This window comes from Gracilibacillus pellucidus (genome assembly GCF_033949965.1).
Classification (GTDB): domain Bacteria; phylum Bacillota; class Bacilli; order Bacillales; family Amphibacillaceae; genus Gracilibacillus; species Gracilibacillus pellucidus.
In genome coordinates, this window is the sequence record NZ_JAWZSR010000006.1 from 1 (window position 1) to 17,560 (window position 17,560).

Annotated in this window: 19 protein-coding genes; 3 read left to right on the top strand and 16 right to left on the bottom strand. The window is 36.4% G+C overall.

Annotation, left to right across the window (positions count from 1 at the left end; translation table 11 throughout):
- Window positions 1–232: 232 nt before the first annotated feature.
- On the bottom strand, window positions 233–886 hold the full coding sequence (locus tag SH601_RS11120) for a DUF421 domain-containing protein (RefSeq protein ID WP_413775120.1): 654 nt from the start codon (window positions 884–886) through the stop codon (window positions 233–235).
- A gap of 298 nt (window positions 887–1,184) precedes the next feature.
- Between SH601_RS11120 and SH601_RS11125 the strand changes: the two genes are divergently transcribed.
- Window positions 1,185–1,556 carry a TIGR04086 family membrane protein gene (locus tag SH601_RS11125; RefSeq protein WP_319958381.1) on the top strand — a complete coding sequence of 124 codons (372 nt, stop codon included), beginning with the start codon at window positions 1,185–1,187 and terminating at the stop codon, window positions 1,554–1,556.
- 156 nt (window positions 1,557–1,712) lie between these two features.
- Here the strand turns inward: SH601_RS11125 and yajC are convergent, their stop codons facing one another.
- The 12 genes from yajC to nadC all read right to left on the bottom strand — a co-directional run bounded on the left by yajC (window position 1,713) and on the right by nadC (window position 12,876).
- Window positions 1,713–1,976, bottom strand: a complete 264-nt coding sequence (gene yajC / locus SH601_RS11130; RefSeq protein ID WP_319958382.1) for a preprotein translocase subunit YajC — start codon at window positions 1,974–1,976, stop codon at window positions 1,713–1,715.
- Window positions 1,977–1,993: 17 nt separating this feature from the next.
- A complete protein-coding gene (gene tgt, locus SH601_RS11135; protein WP_319958383.1) occupies window positions 1,994–3,133 on the bottom strand; it encodes a tRNA guanosine(34) transglycosylase Tgt in 1,140 nt (379 codons plus the stop codon).
- Between the two features lie 15 nt (window positions 3,134–3,148).
- Complete coding sequence (gene queA / locus SH601_RS11140; protein ID WP_319958384.1) at window positions 3,149–4,177, bottom strand: tRNA preQ1(34) S-adenosylmethionine ribosyltransferase-isomerase QueA; 1,029 nt, start codon at window positions 4,175–4,177, stop codon at window positions 3,149–3,151.
- A 30-nt stretch (window positions 4,178–4,207) separates the two neighbouring features.
- Window positions 4,208–4,408 carry a DUF2905 domain-containing protein gene (locus SH601_RS11145; protein WP_319958385.1) on the bottom strand — a complete coding sequence of 67 codons (201 nt, stop codon included), beginning with the start codon at window positions 4,406–4,408 and terminating at the stop codon, window positions 4,208–4,210.
- Window positions 4,405–5,406, bottom strand: coding sequence for a Holliday junction branch migration DNA helicase RuvB (gene ruvB / locus SH601_RS11150; protein WP_319958386.1), 1,002 nt, complete (start codon window positions 5,404–5,406; stop codon window positions 4,405–4,407). The genes SH601_RS11145 and ruvB overlap by 4 nt, the downstream gene beginning before the upstream one ends.
- A 93-nt stretch (window positions 5,407–5,499) precedes the next feature.
- Window positions 5,500–6,099: a Holliday junction branch migration protein RuvA gene (ruvA, locus tag SH601_RS11155; protein WP_319958387.1), complete on the bottom strand. Its 600-nt coding sequence runs from the start codon at window positions 6,097–6,099 to the stop codon at window positions 5,500–5,502.
- A 183-nt stretch (window positions 6,100–6,282) separates the two neighbouring features.
- On the bottom strand, window positions 6,283–6,825 hold the full coding sequence (locus SH601_RS11160; protein ID WP_319958388.1) for a BofC C-terminal domain-containing protein: 543 nt from the start codon (window positions 6,823–6,825) through the stop codon (window positions 6,283–6,285).
- Between the two features lie 351 nt (window positions 6,826–7,176).
- The gene (locus SH601_RS11165) at window positions 7,177–8,073 is read right to left on the bottom strand and encodes a polysaccharide deacetylase family protein (RefSeq protein ID WP_319958389.1); all 897 of its coding nucleotides are present in this window, start codon (window positions 8,071–8,073) and stop codon (window positions 7,177–7,179) included.
- 539 nt (window positions 8,074–8,612) lie between these two features.
- Entirely contained in the window at window positions 8,613–9,362 is a 750-nt protein-coding gene (locus SH601_RS11170) for a YebC/PmpR family DNA-binding transcriptional regulator (protein ID WP_319958390.1), read from the bottom strand.
- A 243-nt stretch (window positions 9,363–9,605) separates the two neighbouring features.
- Complete coding sequence (gene safA, locus SH601_RS11175; protein WP_319958391.1) at window positions 9,606–10,763, bottom strand: SafA/ExsA family spore coat assembly protein; 1,158 nt, start codon at window positions 10,761–10,763, stop codon at window positions 9,606–9,608.
- A 167-nt stretch (window positions 10,764–10,930) separates the two neighbouring features.
- Window positions 10,931–12,034: a quinolinate synthase NadA gene (nadA, locus tag SH601_RS11180; protein WP_319958392.1), complete on the bottom strand. Its 1,104-nt coding sequence runs from the start codon at window positions 12,032–12,034 to the stop codon at window positions 10,931–10,933.
- Complete coding sequence (nadC, locus tag SH601_RS11185; protein ID WP_319958393.1) at window positions 12,031–12,876, bottom strand: carboxylating nicotinate-nucleotide diphosphorylase; 846 nt, start codon at window positions 12,874–12,876, stop codon at window positions 12,031–12,033. The genes nadA and nadC overlap by 4 nt, the downstream gene beginning before the upstream one ends.
- A 203-nt stretch (window positions 12,877–13,079) precedes the next feature.
- Here nadC and SH601_RS11190 point away from each other — a divergent pair, with 203 nt between their 5' ends.
- Window positions 13,080–14,225: an IscS subfamily cysteine desulfurase gene (locus SH601_RS11190; protein WP_319958394.1), complete on the top strand. Its 1,146-nt coding sequence runs from the start codon at window positions 13,080–13,082 to the stop codon at window positions 14,223–14,225.
- 1 nt (window position 14,226) lies between these two features.
- On the top strand, window positions 14,227–14,757 hold the full coding sequence (locus SH601_RS11195; protein WP_319958395.1) for a transcription repressor NadR: 531 nt from the start codon (window positions 14,227–14,229) through the stop codon (window positions 14,755–14,757).
- 43 nt (window positions 14,758–14,800) lie between these two features.
- Here SH601_RS11195 and pheA read toward each other — a convergent pair whose 3' ends face one another.
- The 3 genes from pheA to obgE all read right to left on the bottom strand — a co-directional run bounded on the left by pheA (window position 14,801) and on the right by obgE (window position 17,545).
- Window positions 14,801–15,682 carry a prephenate dehydratase gene (gene pheA, locus SH601_RS11200; protein WP_319958396.1) on the bottom strand — a complete coding sequence of 294 codons (882 nt, stop codon included), beginning with the start codon at window positions 15,680–15,682 and terminating at the stop codon, window positions 14,801–14,803.
- Between the two features lie 20 nt (window positions 15,683–15,702).
- Window positions 15,703–16,155: an ACT domain-containing protein gene (locus SH601_RS11205; RefSeq protein ID WP_319958397.1), complete on the bottom strand. Its 453-nt coding sequence runs from the start codon at window positions 16,153–16,155 to the stop codon at window positions 15,703–15,705.
- Between the two features lie 109 nt (window positions 16,156–16,264).
- The gene (gene obgE / locus SH601_RS11210; RefSeq protein WP_319958398.1) at window positions 16,265–17,545 is read right to left on the bottom strand and encodes a GTPase ObgE; all 1,281 of its coding nucleotides are present in this window, start codon (window positions 17,543–17,545) and stop codon (window positions 16,265–16,267) included.
- Between the last annotated feature and the right edge of the window lie 15 nt (window positions 17,546–17,560).

The following is a 17,560-nucleotide window of genomic DNA, read 5'->3' on the forward strand; positions in this document are numbered from 1 at the left end:
CAAACTGCAGAACACATCATATAGCGGAGACAAAACACGAAGACTCCTTAGGGAACAGTACGAGCTGAAGATCCATTTTCATGAAGCGGTCTTCTTCATGAAAATTAGCTGAAGCCGTACCCTAGGAAAGCGAAGTGTTTTGTCGGAGCGGTTTGCCAGCACTCATCATCAACTAGAATGGAAGAAAGCCTAGCCCACAGGAGACTATCACTTTTAGACTGCGTTAGTTTTTTTATGTTATTTCATCTTTTTGATCGATATACCATTCGTCATTTACATCAATAGAGCAAAAGGAAATTTGTTTTGCGTGTTCGAAACCGCGTTTTCTCAACTGTTTCATTAACCATTGTTCATCTTTCTCTAATTGTTCTAAGGCCTTTTCTTGGATTCTCCCATCTACAATTAAAGGTAGTACTAGACCATTTATCTTGTTTTGCGATACATCCGCATCTTTTTTTTCAATAATGGAAAGGTTACCTGAAGGCTCTAAAATCGCATAGGCCACATCTTTTATACTTGCCGTACCATTTTCGCGCAGTTGTTGTAATAAATCGTCAAAGTTAAATCGATTTTTCTTCATAGCATATTCATCGATTTTCCCTTGTGAAATGATAATCGCCGGCTTTCCTTCAAACCATTTACGAAATAGTGGACTTTTTAAAGAAATCCATGCTGTCAGCCTTTGAATAATAAGTAAAACAGCTATTGGTATTAATGCATAGCCAAAAAACAATTCTAAATCCTCGATTGTGAGCACACCGATTTCTGCAATCATGATAAAGACAACAATATCTAAGATGCTCAGTTCTCCTACTTCTCGCTTACCCATTAATCGAAACACAACGACAATACATAAATAATAAAGAAGCGTGCGGGATATTAGCATCCATACCTCTTCTAATTCCAAACTAGACACACCCTTTTTATAAACAATCAAGTAAGACTCCCATTGTAGGTAGCGAAACTTATCAGAAAGTTAGTGTCCGTTTATCGTGCACTTAGCTACCTTTTTAGCTCAAAACTTGAAATAGTGGGATTATTCTTCATAAAATTATGTTACCCATTGTCCATTGAAGTATACCTATTAAAAATGATGCATATACAAATAAATCAACGGATCTCTTCTATTTTTCCAGGACATGCATACATAATTAATGAGGACTTTTTTCTATGGAGGTGTTAGATTGAAAACAATTGTCAGTGTATTATATGGTTGGGTCGGTATTTTAATAGTCATGTTTTTAGCCAGTATTATTCTAACATTGTTATTACGATTTACTTCATTAGGTGAATCTACGCTTGAAATAGCTACATTATTTATTGGTTTCATTGCCTTATTCACTGGTGGATTTATTTCGGGGTTGAAGGCGAAACATAAAGGTATATTAGTCGGAGCTATTACAGGTTTACTCTTTACCTTTATCGTATTTTGCTATCGATTCCTAGGTCTTCATCTTAGTATAACCGTAATAGAACTAGTAAACCATGCAGCATACTTACTACTTGCCATTATCGGGGCTATCATAGGTGTAAATCTATCGTCAAGTGAGGAATGACAAAATATTTCGCTAATACTTTATGTTCTTGATACTCTCTAAATATAAGAAAAGTGCCCGGTTAGAAACCTAGCAACTAGACAAATACTCAAATTTTATACTTTTTTACTTAAAACAAAAACCATGGCATATATTCATTGCCATGGTTTTTTAGGTTTAGCTTTGTTCTACTACATCTCTAACCGCACTACGGTCATATGTAAGTTTTGTTCCATCTCCAGCTAGAAGTACAATTGTATCTTCATCTAAAGCATGAACGGTTGCGTGGAAGCCACCAATCGTAACGATTTTGTCTCCCTTTTTCAATTCCGATTGCATTTGACGAACTTGTTTTTGTTTTTTCTGTTGTGGTCTAATTAATAAGAAATAGAAAATCACAATCATCAATACAATCGGTGCAAAAGTTGCTAACATTTCCATTTATTTCGCCCCCCTTTCTAGAAGTTCTTTGCGTTCGGTTTATTAAAACCATATTGTTCAAAGAATTCCTCTTTAAAATCACCAAGTCGGTCTTGCTTAATCGCTTCACGAACTTGCTCCATTAATTTTAACAGAAAATATAGATTATGATAAGTAGTAAGTCTAAAACCGAACGTTTCATTTGCTTTTACCAAATGTCGGATGTATGCTCTACTGTAATTTTTACATACATGACAGTCACAATCCGGGTCAAGTGGTGAAAAATCACGTGCATATTTAGCATTTCGAACAACTAACCTACCTTCAGACGTCATACATGTACCATTACGGGCAATTCTTGTTGGAAGTACACAGTCAAACATATCTACCCCACGGATTGCACCATCAATTAAGGAATCGGGTGAACCTACTCCCATTAAATAACGTGGTTTGTCTTCTGGTAAAAGTGGTGTAGTGAACTCAAGCACTCGGTTCATCACATCTTTCGGTTCTCCTACTGATAGACCACCAATAGCGTAGCCGGGAAAATCAAGAGAGGTTAAATCCCTCGCACTTAATTTACGTAAGTCTTCATATTCTCCACCTTGGATAATACCGAATAAACCTTGGACATCTTTTCTATCATGTGCCTCCAAGCACCGTTCTGCCCAACGACTTGTTCGTTCTACAGATTTTTTCATGTAAGCATGTTCTGCTGGATATGGAGGACATTCATCAAATGCCATCATAATATCTGATCCTAAAGCATTTTGAATCTCCATCGCTTTCTCTGGTGATAAGAATAATTTTTCACCACTTAAATGATTTCTAAAATGGACACCTTCTTCTTCAATTTTACGCAAATCACTTAAACTGAAAACTTGAAAACCACCAGAGTCTGTTAAAATAGCGCCATCCCAATTCATGAATTTGTGCAAACCGCCAGCCTCTTTAATAATATCATGACCAGGGCGCAACCATAGGTGATACGTGTTGGAAAGAATGATATTTGCTCCCATCTGATCCAACTCTTCTGGGCTCATTGTTTTTACCGTTGCTAAAGTACCTACAGGCATAAAAGTTGGTGTATCAAATGAGCCGTGTGGAGTATGCACTCGTCCAAGCCTTGCTCCTGTTTGTTTACATGTTTTTATATGTTCATATCTAATTGCTGTCATAATCGTTTCCTTTCCTTAAAGGATTAGCATAGCGTCACCAAAGCTAAAGAATCGGTAACGTTCAGCTACTGCCTTATTGTAAGCTTCTAAAATAAAATCTCGATCAGCTAACGCACTTACTAACATAATTAATGTTGATTTAGGCAAATGGAAATTCGTAATTAAACCATCAATTGCTTTAAATTGATATGGAGGATAAATAAAAATATCTGTCCAACCACTACGTTCCTCAAATAGACCACCAGTATCTCTAGCAATTGTTTCTAATGTTCTTGTAGATGTCGTCCCTACAGAAATAATCCGATCTCCTCTTTGTTTTACCGCATTTAATTGACCTGCTGTTTCTTTTGTCATTTGATAAAATTCCGCATGCATTTCATGTTCTTCAATACTATCCACACTAACTGGGCGGAACGTTCCTAATCCAACATGAAGTGTAATAAAGGCAATCTCTACACCTTTTTGTTTCAATTGCTCTAGCAAGTCTTCTGTAAAGTGTAGCCCTGCTGTAGGAGCAGCAGCAGACCCCTCTTCTTTTGCATAGACGGTTTGATAACGATCACGTTCTTCTAACTGCTGTTTAATGTATGGTGGTAGTGGCATTTCACCTAATTCGTCAAGCACTTCATAAAAGATACCATCATAATCAAAGCGAAGGATTCTCCCTCCATGCTCTTTTATTTCAGTACATGTCGCTGTTAGTTTACCCTCACCAAAGCTAATAACGGTACCTTCTTTTACCTTCTTAGCAGGCTTCACAAGTACTTCCCAGTGATCTCCTTCTAATTGTGTTAATAATAATACCTCTACTTTTGCACCTGTATCTTCCTTAACTCCGTAAAGACGTGCAGGTAACACTTTCGTATTATTTAACACGAGGCAATCACCAGGTTTTAAAAATTCTACAATATCATAAAAATGATGATGATGAATCGAACGATCCTCTTTGTTTAATACCATTAATCTAGAACTTGTTCGATCTGCTAATGGAGTCTGTGCAATCAGTTCTTCTGGCAGATCAAAATCAAAATCTTCTATCTCCATCTTTATTTCTCCTTTTTCATTTCACACTATTTATTTAAAACGTCCAATAATAGCAAAAATTACTGTTAAGATAATGCTAATTACAATAGAAGTCATTATAGGAAAATGAAAAGAAACATTACCTTTCTTAAAACTAATGTCTCCAGGTAATTTCCCAATAATCCCCCATAATAAACCAATAATGATACATACAACTCCTATTACAATAAAGATTTTGCCAATGTCCGTCAAGTACGAGGCACCTCCTGGTTGAAATGCTCATATGCCTTCTGGGTCACTAATCTTCCTCTTGGGGTACGCTGTATAAAACCTTGTTGTAATAGATAAGGTTCATAAACATCCTCAATCGTTTGCGATTCTTCACCAATTGAAGCTGCGATGGTGTCTAACCCAACAGGCCCCCCCTGAAAACTATCGATCATTGCTATTAATAATTTATGATCAATTTGATCAAGTCCTTCATGGTCCACTTGTAGCATTTCTAATGCTCTCTGGGTCGTTTCAAGGGAAATACTCGCTTCACCTTTTACTTGTGAAATATCACGAACTCTTTTTAATAATCTATTAGCAATACGTGGTGTTCCACGTGATCTCCTCGCAATCTCCCATGCTGCTTCTCGATCAATTTCTACCTGAAAAATATCACCTGTTCGTTCTACGATTGCGCAAAGATCGGCAACTTCATAAAATTCTAATCGAGAGAGTACACCAAAACGATCACGTAATGGTGCTGTTAAGAGACCTGCCCGTGTTGTCGCACCTACTAATGTAAAAGGTGGTAAGTCGAGCTGAACAGAACGAGCACTCGGCCCTTGCCCAATCACGATATCTAAACAGAAATCTTCCATTGCAGGATAAAGTATTTCTTCTACCGCTCTTGGCAAACGATGAATCTCATCAATAAAGAGAACATCCCCTACTTCTAATGAAGATAATATAGCAGCCAAGTCACCGGATCGTTCAATAGCGGGGCCCGATGTCTGTTTAAATTGCACGCCCATTTCATTGGCAATAATTTGAGCCATCGTCGTTTTACCAAGTCCAGGTGGGCCATATAGTAAAACATGATCTAATGCTTCATCCCGCATTTTAGCTGCTTCAATGAAAATCGATAAATTTTCTTTTGCTTTATGTTGTCCAATATATTGTTTTAGTACTTGTGGGCGGAGACTGAGCTCTTCAACGATATCTTCTTCTTGTATTTCACCTGAAATAATTCGCTCCTCCATCATTCGTCCCCTTTCAAAACTGACTTTTGCTTCCTGATAAGTTTCACTAACAATCTGTTGAAGTCTCAAGCTCTCATTGATTGCAGTCTCACTTTATAAGGATAACAACGCTAATGCTTTTCGAATATATGTATCAGCAGCATCACTATGCTCTTTTATTAATACTGGTTTGATTTTCTTAATTTCACTTTCAGAGTATCCTAGCGCCTTCAATGCTTCCATTGCTTCATTTAGTGCTTGATTACTCTGCTGGGTAGTTTCTGTCTGTTGTAGCATTTCTTCTGCCTGGTAATCGAATGGTAGCTTACCTTTCAGGTCCAAAATCATTTGTCTTGCTGTTTTTTTACCAACACCAGGGAAACTAGTTAAAAACTTTTCGTCTTCTTGTTCAATTGCGACAACAAAGTCACGAACAGATGTAGTAGCAAGTACTGCTAATGCACCTTTTGGTCCAATTCCGGACACGTTTAATATTTGTTGGAACAATGCTCTTTCATCTTGGTCTTGAAAACCGTACAAGATTTGCGCATCTTCTCTAACATAATGATACGTGTATATTTTTTGTTTATCGCCAACCTTTACCTGGAAACGATAAGGATTTGGACATACTAATTCATACCCAACACCATTTGTTTCTAATATAATACTTTGCTCTGTTATTTCCGCTACATCCCCATTTATATATGCAATCATAACACGTTCTCCTCTTCGTTCCAATTTCTATCACGATTAACAATCATATGTTCGTACATTAATTTTAGCCTATCCCTTATAGTTAATCAAGATAGGAACAATAATTTTATCATAGATATCAAAAACAAGTGAACATTATATATTTTTAGATTGAAATAATAAAGAACGGTGCTATTTCACCGTTCAACTGTTGACCGCTTTAATATCTTGATAAGAGCGAAATGTTTCTAACACTTCTAAATAGTCATCTTTTGAATTGATTTTGATACCTTCTTTTAATTGCTCGTGTAAGTATGTTTCTAACTCGTCTGTATCTATTTGATAAAATGACTGAACTGCTGCTTCCTGAATTGGTATTCCTTCAAAAATGGTTAATTGTCCATTTTTAAGACCGAAATATCCATTTGTTTTCAAATAAGGTGATATATCATCTACCTCTTGGCGAAAACGAATAAATCCCTCCGTTTGCTCCATTACTTGCCAATCTTGATAAGCTAACCAAAAATCTTCCATTGATGCAATCATTTCCTCTGTATATTCTGTTTCTATTTTTCCATCTATATATTGTTTTTCTAATGTTAGTTCGATAGTTAATGGATCTTGAATCATAACTTCTACATCGTCATTTTCCTCTGCCATATTATATTGATTAGTAAGCGATTGGATACTAATAACGCCAATTACTAAAACAATTACCATATTTAATAGGAACCATACTTTAGCCATGAAACCCCTCCAATAGAGCGTAGTTACTAGAGAGCATACCCATAATCAGTAAAAATATACAGGAATCCTTTCATAAACGAAAGAGCTGCCCGCATGATCAGATACCTGATTGTACGGACAGCCCTTTTTTTATTTTTACTTTCGCAGTCTAAAAGCGAGTGTATACTGTAATTCATGTCAGTGCTCGATGAAATAGCTCTCCGACATTCTTTTTGTTGATTGCGATATATTAGTACTGATCATCAACAGAACTTACGTTTTCTTTGTGATAAATACAGGTTCTAGATAAGGCTTGACTAAGAAGGATGTGTACATTCGTCTATTAAGTCCCCTCCTAAACTATTAAATGACTTAACTTGCAACACGTTTACAACGGTCATAACAATTAAAGCTGTATTCTTCCATGTCATTTGAAATAGGTATAGTTTCGAAACCTTTTTCTTGTAAATATTGTAATAACACATCTAAATGACTAGCTGTCTCCCCACGGTCATGCATCAAAATAATTGGCGTTACTCCACCTTTATCTAATTTTTCTACTTGAGAAATAACATTTGCTACATAGTCTTCCTCTGATAAATTCCAATCACTACTATCTACGTTCCAATCCCACAGTTTCAAATCATTTTCCTTAAATACTTTGCGGAAAGAGTCCGTAAAATATGGAATACTACCATAAGGAGTACGTACTAATTTAGAATGCACTCCTGTCATTTCCTCAATAGCTGCTTGAGTTGTTTTCATTTCCTCTAATGCTGATTGTTCGTCATGATAAAATTTCTTTAGAGCATGACTAACACCATGCGAACCAACAGAATGACCTTCTTTTACTGTACGCTTAACTTCATTTGGATGTGTTCTCATATTTGGTTCAAGCATAAAGAATGTTGCTTTTGCGTCATATTTCGCAAGTGTATCTAACAGTTCATTAGTAACGGTACTCGGACCATCATCAAACGTCAAATATACAACTTTACTATCTTCTTTGTGATCGGACTCGCTCTCTGTAGCATTAACAGCTAGCTCCTCTTCAAGCTCATCTTGTTTTTCATTATCCTTTGGCTCTGTTTCTTCGTCAGCTTTTGCTTTAGTTTCTTCTCCACTATCTGTCACTTCATCAGCTACCTGCACCGACTTCTGATCGCTTGCTGCCGAACCTTCTGATGATAGTTTATTATTGTCGACTATGACAAAAAACAGTAATATTGCTAATACAGCAATAACAATAAATTGAATTTTTTTAATCATTGTATTACATCCCCTTAAGCTATGTATCTGTTTATAACTTACTTTAAAGTGAGACTGATCAGAAAGATAACACCCGTTTATCCTTCACTTAGCTTCTCTGTTTTTATCCGAAGCTTGAAGTGGGGATTTTATGGGTGTTTGCACCGTGATAAATATTTGGAATCAGCTAATCAATGAAGAACCTATTCGATTCATCGCATAATATCCAAAATGATCCAATTGACACAAATATTCTCCAATTATGTAAATAATTCTCGCCCATTTGTCTCCTCTAACAATTTAGATTCTTCGTCTAAAATATAATCTTTGCTTATTTTTCTATATATATCTTCATCGAGAATCGTCCTTTATTGTAAAACATTGGCTTTTCCTAATAATTATAACAGAAATATGTCAATATGTAATATGTTTCATGAAAAATCGGGTTTAAAAAAGAAAGCACACTGATTGAAATATGCACACTTCATGAATTTCACATGCATTTTTTCCCATCAACTTATTAAACAGAAAAAAAGTCGCCTATTATAGACGACTCCTTCTTATAATTGTTCCATTATTTCATCTGTTGAATTCATATTATGATAAACCTCTTGCACATCTTCCATCTCTTCTAGAGTTTGGACTAAGTTGATCATTTTGTTACCAATATCTTCTCCTACTTCGGAAAGTGTTTGCGGAATCATCGTAATTTCCGCTGTGTCAAAACTAAATCCACTTTCTTCTAATGCAGTTTTTACATCTTGAAAATCTTTTGGATCTGTATAGATTTCATAGGCACCTTCAACAGTTTCCATTTCCTCTGCACCAGCTTCAATTACTTCAAGCATAACAGTATCTTCGTCTGCATCTGTTGTAGTTTGATCAATCACTAGGTAGCCTTTGCGATCAAACATAAAGGCAACACTACCGTTTTCACCAAGATTACCACCATTTTTACTAAAGGCGTGTCTAACATCTGCAGCTGTTCTGTTTTTATTATCTGTTAAAACTTCAACCATTACAGCAATACCACCTGGCCCATAGCCTTCATATGTTAATTCTTCATAATTAGCTCCATCTAAGTCACCTGTTGCTTTTTTAATTGCTCTATCTATATTGTCATTAGGCATGTTATCAGACTTCGCTTTATCAACTGCTAAACGTAAAACTGCATTCATTTCTGGATCTCCGCCACCCTGTTTAGCTGCTAAATATATATCTTTTGCATGCTTCATGAATATTTTACCACGTTTTGCATCTTGTGCATTTTTTCTTCTTTGGATATTCTTCCATTTAGAATGTCCTGCCATGCTTTCTCACCTCTCATTATCTATCTCGAACTCCATTACTTACTTTATCATAACTAGCCAAAATTGAAAATACTGATGCATACGAGATGAAGTATTATGTCAAAGTAATACAAAAGTAAAACGAAATTTATCAGTACTTTAACATTCGTTTAGACTATAATAATTAGCCGTTTAACACAAAATAAGATGACCCCTACCAAAATATAGGAATCATCTTTGTCTTTCATTTATTATGCTCTAGCGCTAGTTATTACAACCACAATCTTTTTTCTTCTTATGGTTATATGGCATTGGTTGTTGCGGATATGGTTGATATGGCATCTGCGACATACCATACATATTTTGTGGCATTTCCTGTGGCATTGGATAGTTAGGCACACCTTGTTGTGGCATCATTTGATTACCGCTCGTAGGATCTGGCATCATCTGTTGCTGTGGCATCATTTGATTACCATTCATGGGATCTGGCATCATCTGTTGCTGTGGCATCATTTGGTTACCATTCATCGGATCTGGCATCATCTGTTGTTGTGGCATCATTTGGTTACCATTCATCGGATTTGGCATCATCTGTTGTTGCGGCATCATTTGGTTACCTTGATATGGCATTGGTTGTGGCTGATAAGGCGGCCATTGCGTTTGCGGCATAGAGTTAGGGCCATATGGCATTTCTTGTTGATGTGTATAAGTTGATGGCTGTTGTGCTTGGTACCATACTCCATGTGACGGAGTTTGCTTGTGCGATTTTGCTCCTTCAGGCATCTGATAATGTTGTGCTACTGGTCCTGTTCCATACGGAATACCATCTTTCGAATAGCATGGTGCCTCCGGCTGTGGATGCGGCATAGGATAAGGTAATGGTTGTGGCTGATGATAAGATGGTTGCTCTGGTTGTGCTGGTTGTTCTACACCTTCCACATATTCTTCTTCAGGTTGAGCTGGACTCTTATGAATATGTGTTTCAAAATTATTCGTTAACTGTGTCCACTTTAAGTCTTGTGATGGTGATGGTGATGGTGCTGGTGTTGGTGTTGGTTGAGCATGTTGTTGTGGTTGTTTATTAAAATGAATTGGTAATGATGGCATCTCTTTTTTCAATGGTTCCCATTTTTTATCGTCATCTTCTTCAATAACAGGCATCATTTGACTCGGCATTTCCGGTTTTACCTCTTGTTTATCCTTTTTGTTCTCGGGAGCTGGCTGTACTTGATCTTTTTTATCTGTGTGTGCTGATTGTTGTTTAGACCCTGCAACAGTTGGCACTTTTATTTTCATACCTGGCATAATTAAATCAGGGTTGGAAATCTGCGGATTAGCTTCGATTACCTCATCAAGAGCAACTCCATATTTTTGCGCAATTTTCCATAGCGTTTCATCTTTTTGCACAATATGAATCTTCAACGTAATTTCTCCTTTCTATATCATAAGTATGGAAGGGCATATATCTCGTTCTTATCCATCTTCTTTAACAACATATGCAACACGCCTAAAATGTTGATAAAAAGAAGGATATCTTTTGAACGAATATCCTTTTTTGACTAATATGTCATTTTCAAAACTTTATTTTACTAAACCATCTGTAACATTCGATCAATTGCTTTTTTAGCATCTCTAGCGATTTCTTGAGATACACTGACCTGATTGGTCTTCTTCCCTGCCCTTACCTCTTCTAATGCCCATGTTAAATGAGGCAAATCAATTCGATTCATCGTTAAACAAGGACACATATAAGGATTTAGCGATATAATCTGTTTATTTGGATGATCGTGAATCAAACGATTTACTAAATTCATTTCTGTCCCTATTGCCCACTTACTCCCTGCTTTAGATTGCTCAATTGTGTCGATAATATATTTCGTTGAACCAGCTAGGTCCGCTTGTTTTACTACTTCGTACTTGCATTCGGGGTGAACGATAATTGTCATATCTGGATTGCTTTTACGGACGTCTTCCACATTTTTCATCGTGAAATTCTCGTGAACAGAGCAATGACCCTTCCATAAAATAATACGTATTTGTTCTTCAGAAGCACACGTATATTCTAAATTTCTTGCAATCGGATCCCATACTGCCATTTTGTCTAATGAAATACCTAACTCTACTGCTGTATTTCGCCCTAAATGCTGATCTGGTAAAAATAACAACCGTTTTCTTTTATTTAATGCCCATCGAATCATCTTCTTCGCATTTGATGAAGTAACCGTTGCACCCCCATGCTTTCCTACAAACGCTTTAATTTCCGCTGTTGAATTAACATATGTTAAAGGAAGAATATCGTTTCCTAATCGATCCGTTAATTCGTCCCATGCTTCCCTAGTCTGAATATCATCCGCCATATCCGCCATGGAACAACCAGCACGCATATCAGGCAATATAATCGTTTGTTCTTCATTTGTTAAGATATCCGCTGTTTCTGCCATAAAATGAACACCACAAAAAACAATATAGGAAGCCTTTTGCCTAGCAGAAAGTCTTGCTAACTGCAAAGAATCACCACGAGCATCTGCAAACTGAATAACTTCGTCCTTTTGGTAATGATGACCTGGAATGAACAATTCCTTCCCCATATCCTTTTTAATCGTTTGTATTGTTTTGATCATTTCTTTATTATTCATATGTAAATACTTTTCTGGTAATTGTAGATGCGTTGTGAAAATTTCGGCTAGATTCATTTTGCTCCCCCCGTTATATTAAAACTAATATCTAATGCTTGTGCTGAATGGGTAAGATAACCAAGTGAAATCATATTCACCATTGTGTTTTTATATAAATGAATATTATGAACAGTAATATTACCTGACGCCTCCGTTATAATGTGATCTGGTACAAGTTCGACTAGTTTTGTTATTTCTCGTGGAGGTATATTATCAAACATAATGACATCAGCTCCTGCAGCAATTGCTTCTTGTAATTGCTGTTTATTTTCAATTTCTACTTCAATCTTCGTCATATGACCGATCGAAGCTCTTATCTTGTTTATCGCTTTTGTAATAGATCCTACGGCAGTAATGTGATTATCCTTTATCATCACTGCGTCATCCAATCCAAAACGATGATTAACTCCTCCACCACATCGGACGGCATATTTTTCTAACATACGTAATCCTGGTGTTGTTTTTCTTGTATCTGTTATCTTTATTTGGTCATTTGCCAAATATTTAATAGCTTGATTAGTTAATGTAGCAACACCACTCAACCGTTGAATAAGATTTAATACAACTCGTTCAGCAGTTAACAATAATGGATATGGTCCTGTTACTCGCGCAATTACATCTCCTATTTCTATTTGTTGACCATCTTTTATAAAAAGATCTAGTTCTATAGACTTATCAAAAAATTGAACCACTTCCTCTAATACCATCTGACCAGCAAATACACCTGCTTGTTTGACCTTCCATTCACCAGTTCCTACTAAATAGGGTGTAGAAAACAGAAGATCAGTCGTTATATCTCCCCTACCGATATCTTCCTGAAAAAATTGGCTTAATTTTTCTCTTAAATCTAATTGATTCATAGAATAACTCCTTATCTAGTGTATTAATAAATAGTTTCCTTTCCATAGATTCTCTTTAAATGAATAGTTAAATTACATCCGCTTCCTATCATGATTACCTAACTTTACATTTGTCTTTACATATATATTTACATATAATTACTTATATAACAAGTATTTTTTAATATGACAAAATAAATTACGAAAAGAGAGAGGAAAATCAAATGATTTACTGTGATTATGCCGCAACAACTCCTATGTCAGATATCGCGTTACATGTTTATCAAGAAGTAGCTAAACAACATTTCGGAAACGCAAGTAGTTTACATGACGCCGGCGGAAAAGCTAACGATATATTAGAAAATGCAAGAAAAGTGATAGCAAAATTATTAAATAGTGAAGCTAAAGAGATTGTGTTTACAAGTGGAGGAACAGAAGCTAACATACTTGCTGTCGACACATTGCTAAGAGCAAACCGCTCTAAAAGAAGCAAACATATCATTACAACAATGGTAGAGCACAGTTCACTTTACTATTACATGAAGAAACTAGCTCAACAGACAGATATAGAAGTAACTTTTTTATCTGTTAATACTTCTGGCCAAATCAGTCTATCTGAGCTAGAAAAATCGATTCAACCAAATACTTGCTTTGCATCTATCCAGCATGTTAACGGTGAAACAGGATTCATACAACCAATTAAACAAATCGGCGAATTATTACATAAATACCACATAACTTTTCATAGCGATATGGTTCAATCTTTTGGTAAAATAGCTGTAGAACAACTTTTACCGTATGTTGATTGTGCTACGATTTCAAGCCACAAAGTTTTTGGGCCAAAAGGGATTGGTGCAATATATTTCTCAAAGAATCTTTCACTGGCACCCCATCCTGTTGCCACTAATCACGAACACGGGTTAAGGCCAGGTACAGTTAATGTACCTAGTATCGCTGCATTTGCCGCGGCTGCATTAGAAACAGTGAATAACATCACTAACAACCATACTCATTTACTGTTTTTGCAAAAGCTTTTCATGCAAAAATTAAAATCAGAAGGCATACCATTGCAACCTATTACCTCGGAAAATCAATGTCCAAGTATTATTGGTTGTATTTCTGAACACGTATATGGAGATTACCTAATGCTAGAATATAACCGCCATGGCATTGCTATTTCTACTGGTAGCGCCTGTAGCATTGGACAATCTCAAGTACCAAAAGCGATTCAACCTTTGATAAATACTCAAGAGGAAGGTAAACGTTTTGTACGTTTCTCTTTTAGTCATCAAACGACAAAAAACGAAATCGAAAAAATTATCGCAACATCAACTATCATCTTTAAACGACTCAAGGAGGAGAGGCAATAGTATGGCAAAGAAATTAACCGGAAGCTCAAGACGTGACAACTTATTAATTTGGTTAAAGGAAAGTAATGTACCACTTACAGGAGCTGAATTAGCTAATAAAGCAAATGTTAGTAGACAAGTTATTGTACAAGATATTTCTTTATTAAAAGCACATAATCATCCAATAATCGCTACTAGTAATGGGTATTTGTATATTAAAGGAGAAAATCAGCAACAGGCATACCGTCGTGTGATTGCTTGCAAACATGATAGTAAGGACACAAAGGAAGAACTATACACAATAGTAGACAATGGTGCAATGGTAGAAGATGTAATCATCGAGCATCCGATTTATGGAGATTTAAAAGCTTCATTGATGATAAGTAGTCGTGCTGACGTAGATCAGTTTATACATAAAATTGAGAAGGAAAACGCTTCTTATCTTCTGGAATTAACAGATGGTATTCACAACCATACCATTACCGCTAATGAAGAATGGAAAATAGAAAAAGCCTACCGAGCAGTAAAAGAAAAAGGGTTTATTGTAGAATAGATAGTTATCTTTATATACATAGAAAATGACGTAATACTTGCATTTATACTGCAAGCGTTACGCCATTTCCACTATGTAGATAATACGGATAACTACCTAATACTCTGACTGTACACCCTAATGATTCTAACTCTTTAATCGCATTAGGAATAAGTACGTCATCCATTTTTTGTTCAATATCAATCATAAAATAATAATTGCCAAGTCCTGTTTTGCGTGGACGTGATTCAATTTTTGATAAATTCAAATCGCGCCAAGCAAATGCTGATAATACTTGATGTAAAGAGCCCGGACGATCTGATGGCAGTGATATCGTGACAGATGTTTTATAGCCTTTTTCCTCTAATTTATTGGAAGCTAGTTTTACGTTGTCTTTATGTAGTACGACAAAACGTGTATGATTGTTTTGAAAATCATGAATATCTTTTTTTACAATAGATAAGCCATATTCTTTTGCTGCTAGATGATTAGCGATCGCTGCAATATGTTGATCAGGGTTACCACTAACAAACTCTGCTGCAGCGCCTGTGGATGTCATTGAATGTGTTGGAACATTCACTAACTCATTACGCAAAAAGCTATGACATTGCGCAATAGCATGAGAATGAGAATACACACCTTCCACCTCTGACCAACTCTCAACATTATCAGGATGAACCATTAGATGTTGTCTAATTGGTACAATCACTTCACTAATAATGTTTAGTTCTTTCGCTTGAATTAAGTAATCTAATGTAACATTAACTGTTCCTTCAATCGTATTTTCTAATGGTAAAACAGCATAGGTAATTTCACCATTCATAACAGCATCCATACAAGCTGGAATAGACGAAAAACCTTGCTTTTCTTCACCGTTAAACATGGAATCTACTGCAATTTTAGTGAATGTCCCTTTAGGTCCTAAATAGCCTATAATCTCTTTCATATCGCGTGCTCCCCCTATGTTTAAGAAACTCCTGAACTTAATATCTCTACTTGATTAACAAAATCGATCTGTGTTAATTGTTCTATAAGCTGATCAATTTCTATAGTCATACCACTTGTATTCAAGGATAGCGTTACATTTGCCTTACCTTGAATAGGTATCGTTTGGTGAATCGTTAATATATTACATCCAGCCTGTGCAACAACAGATAAAAGATGTGATAACACACCTGTTTGGTCCTTCAAATGAAAGAAAAGCGTAATCATCTGTTCTTTCACCATATGTTGAAAAGGAAAGACAGCGTCACGATATTTATAAAAAACACTACGTGATAAGCCAACTTGACGAGTTGCCTCATGGATCGATTCAACTGTGTGGTTTTCTAACAGTTTCTTTGCTTCTAATGTTTTTTTCATACCATCTGGTAGAAAGTTTTCACTTACCAAATAGAATTTTTCATTTTTAGCAGACATCCTGACTCCCCTTTTTTTCATACGATAAAGTGAGACTTCAACCAGTGGGAGTTTTTGACTCCCTCTGATTGATACTGATTCCCGCACATTGATTAATCAAGAAACGAGATTATTCCATAAACTCAAATTCATAATCCATCAAGCGTACTGTATCTCCATCTTTAGCTCCACGTTCTCTAAGTGAACGATCAACTCCCATTGAACGAAGTTGTCTAGAAAAGCGCTGTACAGATTCATCGCGATTCATATCTGTCATCTTGAATAATTTTTCAATCTTCTCACCATAAAGAACAAATGCACCATCAGGATCACGCGTAATCTGGAAGGCTTGTTCTTCTTTTTCAAAGCGATAAACAACACGTTCTTCTGTCTCTTCAACAGCTTTATAATTTTTAGGAATTTCATCTAGTTGATTTGCTACAGCAAATAACAGATCACGAATTCCTTCTTTTGTTACCGTTGAAATCGGGTAAATAGGATAGTCTTTGTCAAGCTGCTCTTTAAATAACGCAAGCTGCTCTTCAGCCTCAGGCAAGTCCATTTTATTCGCTACGATAATCATCGGGCGTTCTATTATGGATGGATCATATTCTTCTAACTCTTTGTTAATTGTTACAAAATCTTCATACGGATCGCGTCCCTCTGTAGCAGCCATATCAATTACATGTAAAATAACTCTTGTTCGTTCTACATGTCGCAAAAATTGATGCCCTAGCCCAACACCTTCATGAGCACCTTCAATAAGACCCGGCAAATCTGCTAAAACAAAACTTCGTTGGTCGGCTGTATCTACTACCCCTAAATTAGGCTGTAACGTCGTAAAGTGATAATCGGCTATTTTGGGTCTAGCAGCACTTACTGTTGATAATAACGTTGATTTCCCTACACTTGGGAACCCTACTAACCCAACATCTGCTATTAATTTTAACTCAATCTGAATATCTCGCTCTACTCCTGGCTCACCATTTTCCGCGATTTCTGGAGCTGGATTTCTCGCAGATACAAATCGAATATTGCCTCGACCACCACGACCACCTTTAGCAATAACTGCCTGTTGTTCGTGCTCAATTAAATCTGCAATTACCTCTCCAGTGTTTGTATCTCTAACAGTTGTTCCGGGTGGTACCGCAAGAATTAGCGGTTCAGAGTTTTTACCATGCATTCCTTTACCCATACCATTTTCGCCACGTTTTGCCTTAAAATGTTTTTGGTAACGGAAGTCCATTAATGTATTTAATCCTTCATCTACTTTGAAAATGATGTCACCACCATTTCCACCGTCACCTCCAGCAGGGCCACCCATTGGAACATATATTTCTCGACGGAACGCAACAATACCGTTACCACCGTCACCTGCTTTTACGTATACTTTGACCTGATCGACAAACATGCTGTCTCACCTACT